Below are 18,454 nucleotides of genomic sequence, written 5' to 3'. Positions count from 1 at the left end.
TTCGGGTTGGATACATCTTAGCACGCTGTCCAATTTTGCCGGACCACTTCAGGCGCCGTACAGTGATCGAAGTTCAGACGGAGCATAGGTACGCCCCCATTCACACAGTTGTTGGCAAAATTCGATGGCTTCGCGTCTCGTTTTGAACCTATCTGGATGCTCCGAATATGCCCAAATAACTAACGCGGCGCGCATAGAGTCGTCGTCTTTAAACACCTCTTTTCGGGGCCTTCCGCGCGGCTTTGCCTGACGGGGCATCATCTGTTCTAATAATGCACGCACAACAGCAGACTGATTGGTAATTGGATCCGTCAACGCGTTATCTCCAAATATGCGACTGTCTGCCCTCGCTCCCCGGTGAGAAAGCGTCCCCATGCTACCATCATCGCCCGCCGCCTCTCTAGCATGTCGCTGCGTTGATAGGCGCGTTCCACATCGGACCCGATAAAATGTGCCAAGGCGATTTCGGCCATGTCGCGGGGGTAGCCTTGTTCCGCAGCCCATTGCCGAAAGGTCGAGCGCAGCCCGTGCGGCACGGCGGGGCGTTTGCTGCGTGGATCAACAAAGCCATTCCTGCCAGCCTTCACTTCGCTTTCCTGCATCCTGCGCATGACAGCGGAAATGGACATATCTGACAGCATCCCGCCACGCTGTGCAAAAAACACGTAAGGGCTATCTTTCATGCGGGGCAGAGCGCGCAGAATTGCCACGGCTTGCGGTGTCAGGGGCACGCGATGTTCACGCTCCGCTTTCATCCGTGCCGCCGGTATCGTCCATGTCGCAGTTGTCGCAGGTGTCGCAAGGGGGTGCGCGCTAATTCCATCATCCGGTCCAAGGTCCAGTTCATCCCATGTTATGCCGCGCACTTCGCCAGAGCGTGAAGCAGTAAGGGTCAAGAATTGCAAAGCCTGCGCCGCCATGCCATCGCGCAGGGCAAGGCTGCGCCACCATTCCGGCAAATCGCCCAGCGCCAACGCGGGTTGGTTCTGAACCTGCGTCACCTTACTGGGTGCAGGTAGCAGTTCCTTGAGGTTTCCTGCCCAGCGCGCCGGATTATCGCCCTTTCGATGCCCCGCAACCGTAGCCCAGTTCAAAATGGCTTCGACCCGTCCGCGCAATTTTTTCGCAGTAACGGTTCGTTCGCGCCAATGCGGTTCCAGCATCCGCAAAACGTCGGCCACTTCGATGTTTCGCACTGACGTGTCGCCCAAAACGGGAAGTGCGAGACGCTCAATCGACGATACCCATTGCTTGCGGTGCTTTTCACTTTCAAATTCTTTTAGCTTCACGGCTGCATAGGCGTCTACTGCCTGCGCAAAGGTCAGCGATGCGCGCGCCGCCCTTTTTTCCGCGAGCGGGTCGCCCCCCTGCATCGCCATGCCCCGGCTCTCCAACGCCACCTTTCGCGCCGCCGCCAGCGGCACGGCGGGCGGACTGCCTAATCCGAGTTCACGCCGTTTTCCGCGAATTGTGATGCGCTGCACCCATTGCTTCGCACCATTCTTGGCAACGCGCAGGAAAAGACCTTGCCCGTCAAAGTGCTTTCCCGGTTCCGTCACCGTCTCCACAAAACGCGCAGAAAGCGCTCGCTCCGGCTTTCTACAATTTTCCTGCGCCACCTCTCATCCCCCACAACATCCCCCACCATAACCGGAATTGTAGGGAAATATGCCGGAACATGTCGGACAAAGAAAGCCATAAATATCTTTGTAAAAATAGGATTTAATAGAGCACCTCGGAACAGCCCGGAACATGGCATGGCGGCCCTACGGGCTGCCACATCCCCCCATGATAAAAAGCGTCCCGCCGTACACCCTATGGTTGTTTTTGACCGTATGGTGCTCCGGCGAAACAATTTGTTTCGAAAATTCCCCATGAATTGTGGCGAAAATCTGTTATATATCGGTCAGAGGTCGGGCAATAACGTGCACCTTGCCCGAGTCGGAATTGGGGCAGGTCCATTCGACGCAAACGACAAACGGGTTTAACCGGTACCCGCAAAAACCATTCGCCTAAAGGGCACTTTCGCATCTGCCAATGCGGGAACATGACAGCAGGCAGCCCCTGCACTACGGAACGGATGCTTCGAATGAATCGTGGCGCGAATACAGAAGACCCACGAACACTGGGGGGGTTTGGACAATGAAAAGATTTGACCCTGATCAGTCAGGCTACGGGACGGCGCATTTCGCAGCGGCAAGCAGTGAAATTACCACGCCTGTTACCCTGCTGCGATCGGCCAACACCCTGCTTGAACCTCACGCCGAAATGATTCCCCAGTCCCTCTACCGCATGGGCGTCAAGCGGCTGTTCGAAATGCTGCTGGTCATTCTGAGCCTGCCCTTCTTTGTCCCTATTGTCCTGATGTCCGCGGTCGCGCTTTGGTTTGAAGGTGGCAACCCTTTCTACCGTCAGCAGCGTTTGGGTCGGAACGGCAAGGCGTTCTCGATTCTCAAGCTGCGTACGATGGTGCGTGATGCCGATGCCGTGCTGGAGCAGTATCTGGCAAGCAATTCCAACATGCGCCGCGAATGGGACGAGAAGCAAAAGCTGATTAATGACCCCCGCGTCACACGTGTGGGTGCCATCCTCCGCTCGACCTCTCTGGATGAGCTACCACAGTTTTGGAATGTGCTGACCGGCGACATGAGCCTGATCGGCCCACGTCCGATGATGCCCGAGCAATTGCCGATGTATGGCAATCCGGACCATTATTTTGCGCTACGCCCAGGCATTACCGGCCTGTGGCAGATTTCTGCCCGCAACGAGAACCGCTTTTCATTCCGCAACGAAGTCGACGCGACCTACAACCGCTCGCTCTCGGTTTTTGGTGATATTGCGATCATCTTCAAGACAGTCGGCGTGATGCTGCGCAGAACCGGCCATTAGGCAGCAGACCCCATCTTTGAATCCAACCACGCGTGCGTTATATCAGACGTATGATCAAACCCCGAAAGGCAGATGCCATGAAGGATACTTTTTCCTCCTCGCCCGCAAACGGAGCGGCGGCGCGCAGTGACCTTATGGTGCCTGCGCAGGGCAGCTTTACGCGCCCGCGCCGCTTTGACAGCGCGTCAAAGCCACAAGACAAAGACGTGGATCTGGTTTTGGACAATAGTACTACCGAGCCGGTAATAGCCCCTTACAACAATCAAGACGCGCTTACCACGGCAGCATCTCGCGACTTGTGGGACCTGCTTCACCTGCAAGAGCCAGGCACAGATCAGCACATTCTGGATGGTAGCCAAGCCGCAGAAGACTTCCGCGAGACAGAGGTTTCGCGCGCGTTTGACCTGCTGCGCACGCGTCTGCGCCAAACGATAAAGCAGAACGGCTGGGTTAACGTCGCGGTGGCGTCGCCGACGGTGGGCTGCGGCAACACATTTATTGCTGCTAATCTGGCGGCCAGCCTGTCACGCGTTCCATCCTCGCGCACGGTTTTGATGGACTTCAACATGCGCAATCCCGGTCTGGCCAAGACGCTGGATATGGATGCAAGCCAGTCAGGCGATTTGCGTGATTTTCTGGCGGGTGATGTTGCGATCAGTGACTATATTCTGCGCGTGAGCGATACGCTGGCAGTCGGACTTGGGGACAAGACGCACAGAGATGCGTCCGAGATCATGCAAGACCCCGCAACCGCTGCAAGCCTTGCTGAAATGCGCGCATCCCTGCGCCCTGATATCGTTTTATATGACATGCCACCGCTGTTGTCGTTTGATGACACCGCTGCGTTCCTTCCGCAGCTTGATGGTGTGCTGCTGGTCTCTGACGGCACCCAGACGATGGCCAAACATCTGGCAGAGTGCGAACGTATCCTCGACGGTCAGGTACCGTTGTTGGGCGTCATCCTTAACCGCGCCCGCGCGTCCAGCATCGAGCGTTTTTAAGATACCAGCACCATACCGCATTGCGCGGTACAATGGCGTCATATAATAGCCCGAATTTAACTCTACATAGCTAAAAACACCGTCCCCGAACGGGGCGGCATGTCCGGTTTCAAGCGGACGCAAAGACAGGTTCGAGCGAGGCACTCATGAGTCCGATCTATACATGGCAGGATTTCCTGGACATGACCCGGCGCAGGCTGGGCGTGATTGCGTTTGTGATAATCGCAGGTTGCTTCGCATCGCTGTACTGGGCGATGAGCTATGTTCACCAGTACCAGTCTTCCGAGGTCATTCAGATAGAGCAGCCCAAGATCATTGATGATCTTGCCCGTTCCACCGTCGAAGGCTCTTCGGCGCGCCGCTTGCAGCTGATCCAGCAGCAATTGATGGCCCGTGCCAGCCTCCAGAGCATTATCGAAAAATACGACATCTATGCCAACCTAACCGCGCTTAAACCCAGCGAGAAAGTCCAACTGCTGCGTCAAGCTGTGACAATCAACGGCGTCGCTGCAGCTCGCGACGGTTCTTCCGACGACGGCGCCATTTCCGTCCTGACGATCACCGCTCTGATGGAGAAGGCCGAACTGGCCCGCGATGTGGCGCATGAGTTTGCTGAACAAACGCGCGCGCTCACGGCCGCCCAACGCCGTGATCAGACCGTCCAAACACTCGCCTTTTTCCAGCAACAAGAACAGGTGGTGCTGGAAAATATCGCCTCCCTTGAGGCCGAGCTTGAAACCTACCGGACAGAGAATGATCTGATAATCGGAGGGGGCGTGGAATTCCGCCTGTCCGAGATAGCTCAGCTCAACGAGGCCATTCTTGATCTTGACCGTGAGATCATCAGCACCCAACTGGCCCGAACCCAGATTGACCGCACAACTCGCGCCTCAACTGTTGAGCGTGAAGAGCGTGAACTTGACACACAGCTCCAGACATTGGCCCAGCAGCGCACCCTGCTTGACCAGCGGCGCAGCGCCTTGCGCGCAACCATACAGGGTTCTCCCGAGATTCAGCGCACGCTGGCAGATTTTGACCGCCGCATGGAACAGCTGCGCACTCAACTCGAAGTCATTGCAACACGCCGCAACCAGGCTCAGGTCGGTTTCAACCTCGAAGTCGGCGCGCAGGGCGAGCGTCTAACCACCATCGAGGAAGCGCAGGTTCCCGACTTTCCTGTTACAATGAGCAAGAAAAAGCGCGCAATCATTGGCGCTATGGGCGCGACCGGTCTGGCCTTTGTCATCGCATGGCTACTAGAGCTACGCCGCCCGGTTATCCGCTCGGCCCGCCAGATGGAGCGTGAGACAGGCATTCTGCCCGTGGTCGCAATTCCGGAGCTTGCGCCTAAATACCAGAGCTCAAAATGGCGCAGCGCGCGTGAAAAACGCCGCGAGGCAGGTAAGGCGGGACGTGCTGCGCGGTTGGCACGTCACTCCTGATCACGTAAATGCGGTAAGGGCCGTAATAGCATCCCTATTAACCCAAAGCGCCAGCGCAGCCAGTGCGCCTGCACAGAGTGCACAGATCACATCGTGACGCATATCCCACGCGTCGTGTTTACGCGCCAGCCAGATCACCACCGGATGGGTCAGCAGGTGTGCAATTCCCATGCCCACAATCGCCCCTACCAGCCCGAACAAGCTTACCCCGACAATCAGGCATGTGATCTGCATGATCGCACGTGTTGCCGTCAACACGAAAAAGCGTCGTGAATCGCCCGCCGCAAGCGCTGACTGATCATAGCTCATCCCGATGGCCAGCGGAATCTGCGCCACGGCCAGAAGCGTCACAATCGCGCCACCCAAAGCATAGCGTGCGTCATAGAGCACACCAACCAGCCAAGGTCCCGCAAATGCCATCACCAGCAATAGGCCCAGCGTTACTGCGCTTAGGCCCGCGCGCAACTTGGCGATTTTACCCACTTCATGCTTGGCATCACGGTAAACAGGGATCATGACGCGGCCCGATACAGCCATCCCCAATTGCAGCGCAAAACTGGCCAGAAAATAGGCGATATTATAGACGCCAAGGCTCTCAAGGCTCAGGAACTTACCCAGCACCGCGCGGTCGCCCTGACTGGCAAAAAACCAAAACGCCGTGCTGAGGAATATCCATTTCCCGAAAGTTACCAGCTCACGTACCGCCGCAGGCTCCCAGCGAAAGCGGTCGGCCGGACCGGGAAGGAACATCCATGTCAGCACCAGATTTATCAGCGGCGCGACTACCCCGCCGAACACCAGCGCCCAGACTGATTGCCACCACCACGCCAGTGCGACCATCACCACCAGCCCGATGAACTGCGATGTCAGGTCCAGCACCGTCAGGCGCCCCATCAAAAGATGCCGGTGCGCAGTCTCGATCCGCGTCGGGTTAAATCCGGTGATCAGCAACGCAAGGGCGGCAACAGGCAGATAGCTTGCCAGTTCGGGCGCGTCATAGAAGACCGAAAAAGGATAGGCCAAGCCGGTGGCAATCGCCCATAGGCAGACACCGCGGATCACCTGAATGCTCCATGCCGTGTTCAGGAAATCGGGATCATCGCCACGCTTGCTTTGCGCAATCGAAGGGGCAATGCCCACATCCGAAAACAGCATAAGCCCGATAGTGACCAAACTGATCAACGCCATGAGGCCGAAGGCTTCGGGAAACAGCAGGCGCGTCAGGATCAGGTTAGAGGCAAGCCGCAGCCCCTGACTGCCGCCATAGCCCAGCAAAATCCACGACGTGCTGCGAAACACCCGCGCCATCAGGCGACCGCCACGCAGCTCCTGCAAAATACCACCCATTTGCCCTATTCATCTCCGGTTTAACCGCTAGAACCTTGCTAACGCTCCCCCGCCCCTTGTGCCAGCGCCAAGCGACCTTGTAGAACCGAAGTGAGACACGAAGGACGCACCCTTGTACATCGCCTATATCCTTAACAGCTATCCGCAACCAAGCCACAGCTTCATCCGCCGAGAGATCCGCGCACTGGAGACGCAGGGCCATACGGTCACGCGGCTGGCTATGCGGCCGGGCGACGCGCCCTTGGTTGATGTTCAGGATCTGGAAGAAGCAGCCGCCACCCAATATGTACTCAAAGCTGGCGCAGTGACCCTTCTGCGCGCTGCTGCTCAAAGCATCGTTTCATCCCCGAAACGCTTTGCTTCGGCACTTTCACTGGCTTTTCGCTGTGGTCGCCGTTCCGAAGCAGGCATAATAAAACACCTGATTTACTTGGTAGAAGCGGCCTATGCGGTACAGGTCTGCGCTGCGGCCGGTGTCACCCATGCCCACGCACATTTCGGCACAAATGCCGCCGCTGTTGCTATGCTCACGCGCGCCCTTGGCGGGCCCGAGTACAGCTTTACCGTGCATGGCCCCGAGGAATACGACGCGCCGCGCGCCCTATCGCTAGACGAGAAAATCGCCCGTTCGAAATTTACTGTCGCCATCACCAGCTATGGCCGCAGCCAGCTAAGCCGTTGGGCGGAACCGGATCACTGGAGCAAGATCAAAGTGGTGCACTGCGGCATTGAGCCTACTCGTTTCCCCCAACCACTGCCGCTGCCTGAGGGTGGCCCCCGCTTTGTCGCGATTGGCAGGTTCGTTGAACAGAAGGGGCAGCTTATTGCGCTTGATGCGCTTGCCGAGGTGATCAAAACGACCCCGCAGGCACATTTGACCCTGATCGGCGATGGTGAAATGAGGCGCGCGATTAAGGCCCGTATTACAACGCTTGGCCTATCAGATCACGTGACCCTAACCGGCTGGGTAGACGAAGCGCGCATTCTCACTGAACTCCAGAACGCCCATGCTTTATTGATGCCCAGTTTTGCCGAAGGTCTGCCCATGGTTATCATGGAAGCAATGGCTGCCGGCCGCGTCGTCATCGCGACCTATATCGCCGGAATTCCAGAACTCGTCCTACCCGAAAAAACAGGGTGGCTGGTCCCTGCGGGGGACGCAGCTGCGCTGGCAGATGCGATGCGAGAGCTGGCAAAAACCGCACCTGCCGAGCTCGCGCAAATGGCACAAACGGGCCGCAAACGCGTGATGGACCGCCATGACGTGCAAGCAGAAGCCGCAAAACTGGCCGCTTATATCGCATCTTAACGCCCCCGTGCCCAGCGGTCCTGCGCACGGTGCGGCATCCGCACCGCCAACGCGACCATTGCAAATGCTCCGAACCCCAGGGGATCGCGCAACGCACGGCGCCACATCGGGGGGGCATCTTCTGGTACCGGATCGTGGTTGGCCCAAATCGCAGGAAACCGCTCTTTCACCTCTGCCACGCCAATATCCTGACGGCGGCGAACGCGGATCAGCGGCCCTGCCCCTTCGATCATCGGCCAGTCATAACTTGCTGCCACGCGATACCGCTCTTCGGGTCTGAAACTGAGGCGGACAAAAGTGTCATCCGAAATGATGTCGGGGAACTCTCCCCACCGCGTCCGCGCAGCAGAGTTGACGGCAAAGACGCCAAAGCCCGGCACGCCGTGGGTACAAAACGGCAGGCTGGCCCAGAACCGCGCGTAGACCCGCGTGAACGCACTGCCTGAGGCACGCACAACCGGATTGCCACTGGCATAGCGCGGTTCGGGCGCGTCCAGAACCGCCACCAACTGAGCCAGTAGCGGTGCGGATACAACCACATCCGCATCCACATAGACGCGCGCGCCGTGCTGCGCGATGTTGTCGCCCGCATTAAGCGCGCCCATCTTGCCGCCCTTCTCAAGGTCGAGCACCATCAGCGGCCATCCTTTGTCGGAAAAGCGGCCCTCAAAACTGTGCGCTACTGCTACGGTGCGGTCGGTGCAGCCATTGGCCATCACGATCACCTCCACCGCTGCACCGATCCACTCGGAAGCTAGCAAAGCCTCCAAGCAGGGTTCGATATAACCAACTTCATTATGGGCGGGGATCAGGATGCTACACGCCGTGCTCATTGTCCGGTCACCAATGCGTCCCAGCGCGGATTGGCGTCATCAAGGTGGCGCAGCGCGCCCCAGCTGCCCCATTTCGTCGGCACGTAGACATCCGCATAAGCGTTGAACAGGCGTCCGCCTGCTTCCGTCCAGCCCTTCATCAGCTCAGTATAAAGCAGACCCATTTCAGGCGAATAGTTAAAGTGGTGGAAGAAAGCAGTCAGCCTAGCGTCATCCACCTGTGCACCAATACCCACCACGTGGGTCCCTCCTTCGTACATGATCAGTTCAAGCCCTGCCTTCTTCGCCACCTGCGCATGATAGGGCCAGACACGTGTGAGCAGATCGCTCACAGTGTCCACGCCTTGACCGCTGACCGAGCCGTCTGTCAACTCTTGCGCGGCTAAAGTTGTAGCATAATCATATTGCGCAGCCTCGATCGCCTGCTGACGCGCAGATCCGGTGAGGCCTTGAGCCTGTGCGCTATCCGCCGCACGTGCAAAGCTTTCATCAAGCCAGCCTGTCACTGCATCCCGCCGTGCTTCAAGACCCAGAATACCGCCGAAATAGCCGGTGACCGCATAGGCATCAAAAGCCTCCAACGGCTTGGGCGCCCCCTCTGCCACCACCAGTGGGGCATTGAGAATGCTCTCTTCCAGCCCCAGCCAACCGGTCTGGGATGAGATCACATTGACCAACTGCCGCTCAGCGCCCGCAAACTCCGCCGACCATATCCGCGCCACTTCAGCCGCACGCATTGCATAGAATTGCGTGCCCACATCCGCCTGCGCCCAGCGCGCCTGTGCTTGAGCATCGGCCCAACGCGTCTGGGCAAACTGGAAATTCCACACCTCGTTTGAATACTCGACATACACCGTGCGCGCTGGATCAAGCCCCGTGCGCAGCTTGCGGGCGAAGGCTTGCACGTATGCGTCATCTGCCAGATGGGGCATGTTCACCCAGATATTCTTGCCCAGACTATTGGCCAACGCCAGCATCACCTCAAGCGGCACCCCCTTGTGCGCCCAGCTTGCGTCACTCACCTGGGGACGGTCTTCCCAACGCGATTGGGTTGAATTGTTGGTTTCCATCCAGTCCATGAACCGCAGCGTGTCAAACGGAGCTAGGCGCGCAATCCAGTCGGGGTTGAACACCGCACCGCTTTCCCACATCTCCATCCGGCCCTCGCGGACAACTGTAATACGGCGCACCGGATTGCTGGCATTGCTGCGCTGGATGCGGATTTCCACGCTGCCCGGACCGGGAGTATAATCGAACCGCACTTCGCCACGACCATAGCGGATGTTGGTCGCGCGGCCTGTCGGTTCTACCACGCCTGCCCCTTCAAAGCGCAGCACATAGCGGCCTTCCAGCGATGGCGCTGCCGCCTCTGGCAGATCAGTCAGGATCATCGTCCCGATCGAGCCCGCTTCGCGTGGCAGACTGCGCACCCATCCGTCGCTATCGATATGGCCGCCTTTAACGAGGTCTTCATATTCGATCCCACCAAACTGCCCGGCTAGATGTCCCAACCATGGACGGGCTGTCTTCATCACATCAAGGAACGGTTGCTGCGCGGACCAGTCCGTGACCGGAGCAAGCCCGACCGCAAGCGCACCAGCAGGGGTTTCGTTTTTGACGCCAACGGGAACGACTGATGCGCTCTCTACCGGTGGTGCCCGCGGACTTTGGGGAGCGGCCGTTGTCTGAACAGGGGCCGCAATCACCTCGCCGCCGCGATAAGCTTCAACCGCTTCGCGTGCGACCCGTTGCAGGGCGGCTGCCGTGGCAGCATCTGGCCCATCAAAATGCTTGCCGTAACTGTCTTTAACATCATGCGGCAGGCCCTCTGGGCTGACCCCCGTCAGAACCGCATATTGCACCATAGAAACAAAATAGTGGCCCAAAGTGTTCAAGTGGATATCATCGTCGAAGACGCCACTGATCGCACTCAACCCCGGCACCTCATGCGCCGCAATCGCATCATCCAACCGCGCCAAGGCTTGCCCTGCTGGGATCAACTGCACACGCGCGTTGCCATCCTCGACACCTGCACGCAACAGGGTCACGATGCCTTCCCAATCTGCAAGGTCTTCTTGCAGCCGCACGCGCCACGGTGTCGCGGCTTTGTCATCATAGTCGATTTGCGCGCCGGTACCGCTTTTCAGGCTGTGCCATGTCTCTTGCACAAACACGCGTGCATCGGCATTGCCGCTCAGCGCAAGGTCGGCGAAGGCCTGCGCGTAATCTTCGGTTCCGCTCCACTTCAGGTGGTTGGCTAACGGTATCGCTTCGGTGAGGATCAGATCGGTCGCCTGCCCCTGCGGTAGCACTCTACGGGCCTCGATTCCCTGCGCCTCTGGCCCATGCTCCCAATTATATTTCAGCGGCGCGCCATTGATGATCTGGGCCTGAACCGTGACGGTGGAACTAGTCGCTGCCAATGCGTCTTGCAGCATGTCCGGCCCTGTGGTGCCGAACAAACTATGCCCCACCATGACAACGGAAAAAACTGCGCTGGCCAGATCGCTCATGCTGTTACTCCGCTATACGGCAACGCGCGCACCACGTCCCAAACCACCTGCTGCATCAACGTGCCCGCATCGCCATCCGGCGCTCCGGCCGCCGTACCGTCCGCACGCCGCAGGGCCAACGGCAGCCCTACCGGACTGCGCTGATAAAGCGCTGCGTAGTGGGTAAGCGCAATGAGATATGCCCCTATGTCCCCCAAATGGATTGTATCCACCCCACCCTCCGGCGTTCGCGCAAACAGCGCATCGCGTGACGGTACATTGCCGACTCCGCCCTGCGCTTCAACCGCGCGCACGAACGCGGCCAGCACTTGCCCGCCGGGGATCACATAGATCGGACCGCCCGCCGCAACCGCCGCAGGTAGCGTAAGCCTGTCCAACCAAAGCGCTTCAAGGTCGGTGTCGATCCGGTCGAGCCAGCCAGCGGGGTCATCGGTGTTATGCCATGTCTCATAAAGATAAAGCCGCACATCAGGCCGCGCCGCCCGTGCGAACTGTGCCCAGTTTGCCAGATATTCAGGGCTGTCATGGTATTTGATGGCATCGGTAAGCTCGACCATCTCGGTCATCACCACAGCGTCAAAACCGCCGTTTTCCAGCGCGGCGCGTGCGGGAAGGAATTTGCCATGCGCATTCTCGGTCTCGAACCCGTTCACCGGCACGTTTGGATACCAATGCGCCCGCAAAGGCGTGCCCCACCCCAGCTGGCTGCCATAATCGTGACCTTCAGGGGCTAATTGCGCCAGCATCGCAGGCATATCGCGCCCCACCAATGAATGGCCCAAATGAAAGACCCGCAATGCTCCTTCAGGAGCCGCCATTCCGCCAGAATACAAGTCGCGCGCCATATCCAGTTGCATCATGTCCCAGCCCGCACGCACGGACATGGTCGCGCCGATGCCTACCAGTCCCGCAGCGCCCAGTTGCAATATGCCCCGTCGTGACATCATCTTCGCTGCCCTTTCATCCGCCGGTCAATTTTGCTGCTTCAGCTTGCCTCACCGCCACGCCAGTGACAAGCAATCCCGCAGCATGGACATACAAACCGGCAAGAATTGTACCTGCAACAATGGGCCCCTGATCGTCTTGGAAACAAGCCTCGAAGCGGCTTGTATTGCGGTCGATGGAAAGCTCCAGCGCATCGAAGCCAAACAGCGTCCTGCTCAGCGGGTATTGAGCCTTGTACGCAGCCTCTTTGGCGGAAAAAATCAGCTTGGCCATCAGGCCACGGTCTGCCGCAGGCTGCTGTCCAAGCCAGCGTTGTTCGGCTCTGGTACAAATCTCGCCGACCAGCAGAGGATCAAGCCCGGTCGCGTCTTCGAGATCGACACCAACGCCCGCCCAAACCTCACGCAGACCGACAGCGGCAACGCATGTTGTTGCGGTATGCGAAATGCTGCCCGTCACACCGTTGGGCCAAAGCGGCGCGCGATCAGGGCCCATGGGTACAGGACTCGGCGGCAGCCCAAGTGTGACCATCGCCGCACGCGCTGCGGCACGACCTGCATGAAACTCGGCCAGACGACGCGGCACAGCGCCTTTCAGGGCGTCCGCCTCTTGTGGATCAGCGGCCGAAGGCATCAAACGCGGATCACGCACCGCCACAGCCAACCCCGAGGGCAAAACAGATTCAGACAGCGCCTTGACGAGTGCCGGATCAGGGCTCACGTGTCGGCCTTGGCCCGGCCCGCTCGCATAGCGCGGCGTTTTGATATGGTTTCGGCCTTGGCCGGCGCATCCAGCACCTCTGCTTCAGGCGAAGAAGCTACTTTGCCTTTGTCGAGGTGTGCTGCCAGCCCCTCAAGGGTCGGAAAGCGGAAGATATCCGTGATGCCGAGCCGATCTACCCCCAGCGCCGCCTTGATGTCGCGGTGTGCCTGAACGGCCAGCAACGAATGCCCCCCCAACGCAAAGAAGTTATCCGACGGCCTGATGTTCGACACGCCCAAAATAGCGCTCCAGACCTGCGCGATAGCGGCTTGCGTGCCGCCTTCTGGCGCTGCCTCGGCGCTGTTTGGCAGTGCTGCGGTTTTAGGGGCCGGATCAGGCAAGGCTTTACGGTCGATTTTCTTGTTAGGCGTCAACGGCATGTGTGCCACTTCGACGATCCGTGTCGGCACCATGATATCAGGCAAGCGCGCGGTGAGCGCGCCGCGCAGTGCCTCTTCGTCAAATGCCTTAGCCGTGACATACCCAACCAGCTGCGCTCCGCCTGCAGCCTCTCGCGCGACCACCACTGCCTGCGTGACGCCCGCCTGCGCGGCCAAGGCGCTTTCTATCTCGCCCAACTCAATCCGGTGGCCCCGAATTTTCACCTGATCATCGGCACGCCCCATAAAGCCAAGCGTGCCATCCGCGCGCCAAGCAGCCAGATCGCCTGTCCGGTACATCTTGCCACTGCCAAAGGGATTATCGACAAAGCGCTCTGCGGTCATTTCCGCGCGGTTGTGGTATCCTTGGGTGACACCGTCGCCTGCGATATATAGCTCTCCCGCCACCCCGATGGGCCGAGGCGCATGCGCCTCATCCAGCACGTAAACCTGCGTATTAGCGATCGGTGTGCCAATGGCGGCGGTAGCCTCTGCCTGTTCGACCATCTGGGTGGTGGACCAGATCGTGGTTTCGGTCGGGCCGTACATGTTCTGCACGCGTCCGCCGCAGGCTTTCATCAATTCAGCCGCCAATGACCCCGGCAACGCCTCCCCGCCCACCATCAGCTCTCGCAGACCGGACAGGGCGTGGCGTGTTTCATCGTTCATAACCAGCATCTGCGCCATTGAGGGGGTGCATTGCAGATGGCTGACCTTGTGACGCATCAACTGCGCCGCAAGCGAGAAGTCGTCGTCAGCCAGCGCTGCACCCTGGTTCGCGCGCGCCAGAACCCCTGCCAGAGGGGTCAGCCCCGCCATCACCGTATCCACCGCAATGCCGTAATCGATCAAGCAGGCGATTTCGTCTACGCCGATCCGTTTAAGCTGCTCAGCCCGCGCGACCCCATCGGCCACGGTGCCGAATAGACCACTGTCGTTAAAATAGCGCTGGAAGGCGAATTCAAGGATCGCTTCCATTTCTTCATCATCTAACCCGCCAAGATCGACCTCAAAGGGGTTGTTCACACCCTTGGGCTTTTTGAACGCCGGAAACGCCCATGCATATTGCTTGATCAGGCCAGCAGCAGAGCGCAAGTAATCCTTCATCGGGCCACGTGCGGTTTCTTCGGCTTCTGCGCGAGTGTCGGCCAGATAGGTATGCAGCATCACGGTTACGGTAAAGTTAGCCGGATTATGGCCCGCCTCGCGCAGAGCAGTGTGATAGATTTTGATCTTGTCCGCGACCTCATCAACCGACTGGCCCAACAGGTGCGTCAGAACATTAGCACCGATCTGACCCGCCTCTTTCCACGTCTCTGGATTACCCGCTGTGGTCACCCAGATAGGCAACTCTTTGGACACAGGGCGCGGCTGCGTCACCACCGCAAAGGGAGTGCCGTCTTTGTTCGGGAACTCGACCGCATCGCCGCGCCACAGGGCGCGCAACTGATCAATGGCGGCATACATCGCCGGTTTGTTCTCAGGCGGTGCATTCTCGGGGCGCAGCACAAAATCATCGGGCTGCCAGCCGCTGGCAATCGCCAGCCCGACACGTCCGTTGGTAAGGTTGTCAATCACCGCCCATTCCTCGGCAATACGGGCAGGATGATGCAAGGGTGCAACGCAAGAGCCGGCACGTACATCAAGGTTTTGCGTCACCGCAGCCACCGCCGCGCCCGTGACCGAAGGGTTCGGATAGGGACCGCCAAAGGCATGGAAGTGCCGCTCTGGCGTCCAGACAGCGTTGAAACCATGGGAATCAGCGAATTTCGCGCCTTCCAGCAGCAGGCGGTATTTTTCTGGCCCGACCCCGTCATCATTGCCCCAGTAGAACAGGTTGAACGCGATCTTGCGGTCAGAGACTGCGATCGGCCCTTTGGACAGTTCTGTGCGGCTGTCGTCGCCCGCAAGCACCAGTTTGAACCCACGCGACAGCGTCCAGAACAGCTCAAGCACCGAGATGTCAAACGACAGGCTGGTCACGGCAAGCCAAGCATCCCCGTCCTGCCGCGTGATCCGCGCATCCATACCGGCAAAGAAATTCGCCACATTCCCGTGGCTCACCATCACGCCTTTGGGCGTGCCGGTGGAGCCGGAGGTGTAGATCAGATAGGCCAGCGTCTGTGCCACCGCGCCTGCATCAGGATTGGTATCGACCACGTCGACCAACTGTGGATCATTGTCGAGCACGAGCAAATCGGCGTGGCCCTTGGGCAAGCTGTCCACCAGCGCCGATTGTGTGACGATCACTGGTGCGCCGCTGTCGGCGATGTAGTGTTTAATACGGTCTGCCGGATACGCAGGATCAAGCGGCACATAAGCGCCCCCAGCTTTCAGAATTCCCAGCGCGCCAACCAGCAAATCGGGTCCCCGCGAAGTGGAAAGGCCCACTGGTGTGCCGCTGGTGATCCCCATCGCGATCAAACGATGCGCCAGCCTATTTGCTGCTGAATTCAAGGCAGCGAAACTAAGGGATTGGCCCTCGAACACCAGTGCGGTGGTATCGGGCGTCCGCGCAACCTGCGCCTCAAAAGCGGTGTGCACCGGTTCAGGTGTGTAGTCAGTTTGCGTTGCGTTCCACGTCTCCAACAAAGTGGCACGCTCGCCGTGAGGCAATCCTTGCCCACCAGCAAGGCTGTGGCCCAGCCGGGCGGCAAGCACATCCATCGCCGAAGCAGACAGCACCCCCGTATCGCCATGCAGGACAATTCCGGCGCCCGAAATCTGCACCGTCAGCGCGCTGCCCTCTACCGGACTATCGGCCAGCATGATCTGAGGCTGCTCAAGATTCAGTTGCGGATCACGCAGCGACAAATCAGCGGCAAAACCACCTGTGCGCTCAATCCGGTCCATTTGAGCGGCCAGCGGCGCGTCACTACGCAACGGCACCCAAGAGGATGCATATCCTGCCACTGCTGGTGTGATAGCATGGCCAACATCCCCAGCCGCCTGCCATGCACTCAACACTGCTGCTTTCAGAACAGCCACTATCGCAGCTTCTTGTGAAGACCCCTGCGGCAATGCCACGCTGCGCGTATCCCATGAACCAGAGGGCGCGCCCTGCGCCAATGGCACAGGGATCATCTGCGCGGTGGCCAATTTATTGCGCCAGTAAGCCTCATCCGAAAGAAGCTGCTCTTGCGCGGCCTCATGCGTCTTGTCGGCCGCCACCAGCAGGCCCCCCTTTTGAGGCAACGCAGCAATGACGCCCAGCGCCGCCACGCCGGTCAATTTCACCGCGCCATCCGCTGTGGCGACCACCAACGTATCACCAGAAGCGTCTAGCACGTTGCCAACAGCACCCTCACCCGTCACAGGTTCCGCCCCAGCTACCGTGAAGACAGCGTCACCGGACGCGATCTTTGCCACGCCCAGCGGGTTCCAGTAGCCCCCGAAGTCAAGACCCCGCAACAGCGCGCAAACACGCTCTGTGCTCTGGTTGAAATCAATAAGCCCCAATACGGCTGGCCGCTGGTTACGTGCAAAATATCTGCGTTGGCTAAGATCCTGCGCTGTGCGCTCGGGCACGCCTACTTCAAGCTGCGCAATCACGCGGCCAAAGCTTTCCATGCCGGCTGCGTAGCATTTGGAGTTCAGGCTGAAAGCCGTGTCGTCGGCGGCAATGTCGATCAGCTCTTGAGCAAGAAGATCACCTTCGTCCACGCCGCCTTCGATCACGTGCCAGCTTACGCCGTGCTGTGTCTCACCGTTGATGATCGCCCACGCAGGCGTATTCAGACCCGCATACCGTGGCAGCGGGCCATCGTGAAAGTTCACCGAGCCTTTGAGTGGCAGCGCCAAGGCAGCGTCGGGAATGATGCGCAGATTTGCGATGCTCAACAACCAGTCAAACGCGGGCAGCTCTGCTCCGGCCAGATCCGCAGGCTTATCCAGAACAACGATGCCCTTCGCTTGCGCCCAGCCGCGCACATCCGCATCCGAACTAATCACCGCAATGACATTGTGTCCCCCCGCAGCAATCATGTCCGCGCACGCGATGGTCAGTGATTGATCCCCAAGGATCACACAGGAAAATGCAGCTGGATTAATCGGGGAAGTCATGAGCGGTCCTCCGGGGACAGTCGGTATGGAGTGATGGCGTGGGCAGCAAGATCACGCAGGAACCAGTTTGGATCCTGTGGCCGTCGTCCCGCAAGCCCTACACGCAGACGGTGCAAGACCCCGCCTAGCAGATGCGCAAAAAGGGCGGCAGCCGCATAGGCTCGCCCGTGGTTTTTGATAAAATAATGGCGACGCGAGTCGTACCAATAAGACGGCATGCGCCGCTTGGTCTTCATGCCCGTAGAGACTGAGCCGATGTGCACAACACGGCTGTCCGGCACATACCAGCAGGACCAACCTGCACGCGCGGCGCGCAGACACAGGTCTGTTTCTTCAAAATATAGAAAGAATGTCTCATCGAAGGTGCCTATCTGCTTCAGCATGGTGCGGCGCAGCATCATACTGGCTCCCGCGCTCCAATCGACCTGCATGGTGGTCTCGGGCTGAGGCATGGGTACAGGGGCTTCGGGCATTATCCGCTCGATAAAGCCCAGGCGCGCAGCACCCACAAACTCACCCGCAATTGAGGGGAAGCGGAAGGCGGTGGTGTGCACCAGATTATCTTCACCCCGGATATGCGAACAGGCGATGCCTGCGTGTGGATGAGTTTCAAGGTGCCCCAGCAGGGTCGCTGTTGCGCCTTCATCGGGAAAGGCATCGGAATTCAGGATGTAGTAATAGTCCGGTGCGCGCCCGTTACTAAGCTTCATTTTAAGGCCGATGTTGTTACCCGCCCCAAAACCACCGTTCACGGGCGATGCCACAACGCGCACCAATCCGCCGTCGCCCCAGCCACGCGCGGCGACCTGCTCGGCCAGCATCTCATAAGATCCATCGCCGGATGCGTTGTCCACAATCACCAGTTCTCCGCCCAGACCATGCAGATCAGCAAGCGCCGCCTCGGCTGCACGCAGGGTCATCGCAGGCGTGCGAAAGTTCAGCAGGATGCACAAGATAGCAGGTCGGGACAT

The 18,454-nt window shown here is 59.1% G+C and carries 12 protein-coding genes; 4 read left to right on the top strand and 8 right to left on the bottom strand.

Annotation, left to right across the window (positions count from 1 at the left end):
• Window positions 1-311: 311 nt before the first annotated feature.
• Window positions 312-1,619, bottom strand: a complete 1,308-nt coding sequence (locus V7730_RS11725; RefSeq protein WP_335747776.1) for a tyrosine-type recombinase/integrase — start codon at window positions 1,617-1,619, stop codon at window positions 312-314.
• Window positions 1,620-2,142: 523 nt separating this feature from the next.
• On the opposite strand from V7730_RS11725, the gene V7730_RS11720 reads away from it, so the two are divergent.
• The 3 genes from V7730_RS11720 (at window position 2,143) to V7730_RS11710 (ending at window position 5,332) form a co-directional block, all read left to right on the top strand.
• Window positions 2,143-2,889 carry a sugar transferase gene (locus V7730_RS11720; protein WP_335747775.1) on the top strand — a complete coding sequence of 249 codons (747 nt, stop codon included), beginning with the start codon at window positions 2,143-2,145 and terminating at the stop codon, window positions 2,887-2,889.
• A gap of 77 nt (window positions 2,890-2,966) precedes the next feature.
• Window positions 2,967-3,890 (top strand): CpsD/CapB family tyrosine-protein kinase, encoded by a 924-nt coding sequence (locus tag V7730_RS11715; RefSeq protein WP_335747774.1) that lies wholly within the window; start codon window positions 2,967-2,969, stop codon window positions 3,888-3,890.
• Between the two features lie 146 nt (window positions 3,891-4,036).
• Window positions 4,037-5,332 (top strand): DUF874 domain-containing protein, encoded by a 1,296-nt coding sequence (locus V7730_RS11710; RefSeq protein ID WP_335747773.1) that lies wholly within the window; start codon window positions 4,037-4,039, stop codon window positions 5,330-5,332.
• Here the strand turns inward: V7730_RS11710 and V7730_RS11705 are convergent, their stop codons facing one another.
• Entirely contained in the window at window positions 5,333-6,679 is a 1,347-nt protein-coding gene (locus tag V7730_RS11705) for an oligosaccharide flippase family protein (RefSeq protein ID WP_335747772.1), read from the bottom strand.
• A 112-nt stretch (window positions 6,680-6,791) separates the two neighbouring features.
• On the opposite strand from V7730_RS11705, the gene V7730_RS11700 reads away from it, so the two are divergent.
• The gene (locus tag V7730_RS11700; RefSeq protein WP_335747771.1) at window positions 6,792-7,988 is read left to right on the top strand and encodes a glycosyltransferase family 4 protein; all 1,197 of its coding nucleotides are present in this window, start codon (window positions 6,792-6,794) and stop codon (window positions 7,986-7,988) included.
• Here V7730_RS11700 and V7730_RS11695 read toward each other — a convergent pair.
• The 6 genes from V7730_RS11695 to V7730_RS11670 are packed head-to-tail and all read right to left on the bottom strand — an operon-like array spanning window position 7,985 to window position 18,454.
• A complete protein-coding gene (locus V7730_RS11695; protein ID WP_335747770.1) occupies window positions 7,985-8,821 on the bottom strand; it encodes a glycosyltransferase in 837 nt (278 codons plus the stop codon). The two genes, V7730_RS11700 and V7730_RS11695, sit on opposite strands and share 4 nt — an antisense overlap.
• Complete coding sequence (locus V7730_RS11690; protein ID WP_335747769.1) at window positions 8,818-11,334, bottom strand: hypothetical protein; 2,517 nt, start codon at window positions 11,332-11,334, stop codon at window positions 8,818-8,820. Before V7730_RS11690 ends, V7730_RS11695 begins: the two co-directional genes overlap by 4 nt.
• Complete coding sequence (locus V7730_RS11685) at window positions 11,331-12,281, bottom strand: hypothetical protein (protein WP_335747768.1); 951 nt, start codon at window positions 12,279-12,281, stop codon at window positions 11,331-11,333. Before V7730_RS11685 ends, V7730_RS11690 begins: the two co-directional genes overlap by 4 nt.
• A gap of 13 nt (window positions 12,282-12,294) precedes the next feature.
• On the bottom strand, window positions 12,295-12,999 hold the full coding sequence (locus V7730_RS11680) for a 4'-phosphopantetheinyl transferase family protein (protein ID WP_335747767.1): 705 nt from the start codon (window positions 12,997-12,999) through the stop codon (window positions 12,295-12,297).
• Window positions 12,996-17,483: a MupA/Atu3671 family FMN-dependent luciferase-like monooxygenase gene (locus tag V7730_RS11675; RefSeq protein WP_335747766.1), complete on the bottom strand. Its 4,488-nt coding sequence runs from the start codon at window positions 17,481-17,483 to the stop codon at window positions 12,996-12,998. Before V7730_RS11675 ends, V7730_RS11680 begins: the two co-directional genes overlap by 4 nt.
• Entirely contained in the window at window positions 17,480-18,454 is a 975-nt protein-coding gene (locus V7730_RS11670; protein ID WP_335747765.1) for a glycosyltransferase family 2 protein, read from the bottom strand. The genes V7730_RS11675 and V7730_RS11670 overlap by 4 nt, the downstream gene beginning before the upstream one ends.

The organism is Sulfitobacter sp. (assembly GCF_036961165.1).
In the GTDB taxonomy this organism is placed as follows: Bacteria; Pseudomonadota; Alphaproteobacteria; order Rhodobacterales; family Rhodobacteraceae; genus Sulfitobacter.
The sequence above is the reverse complement of the archived record's forward strand: the minus strand, read 5'-3'. Positions and strand labels throughout refer to the sequence as shown.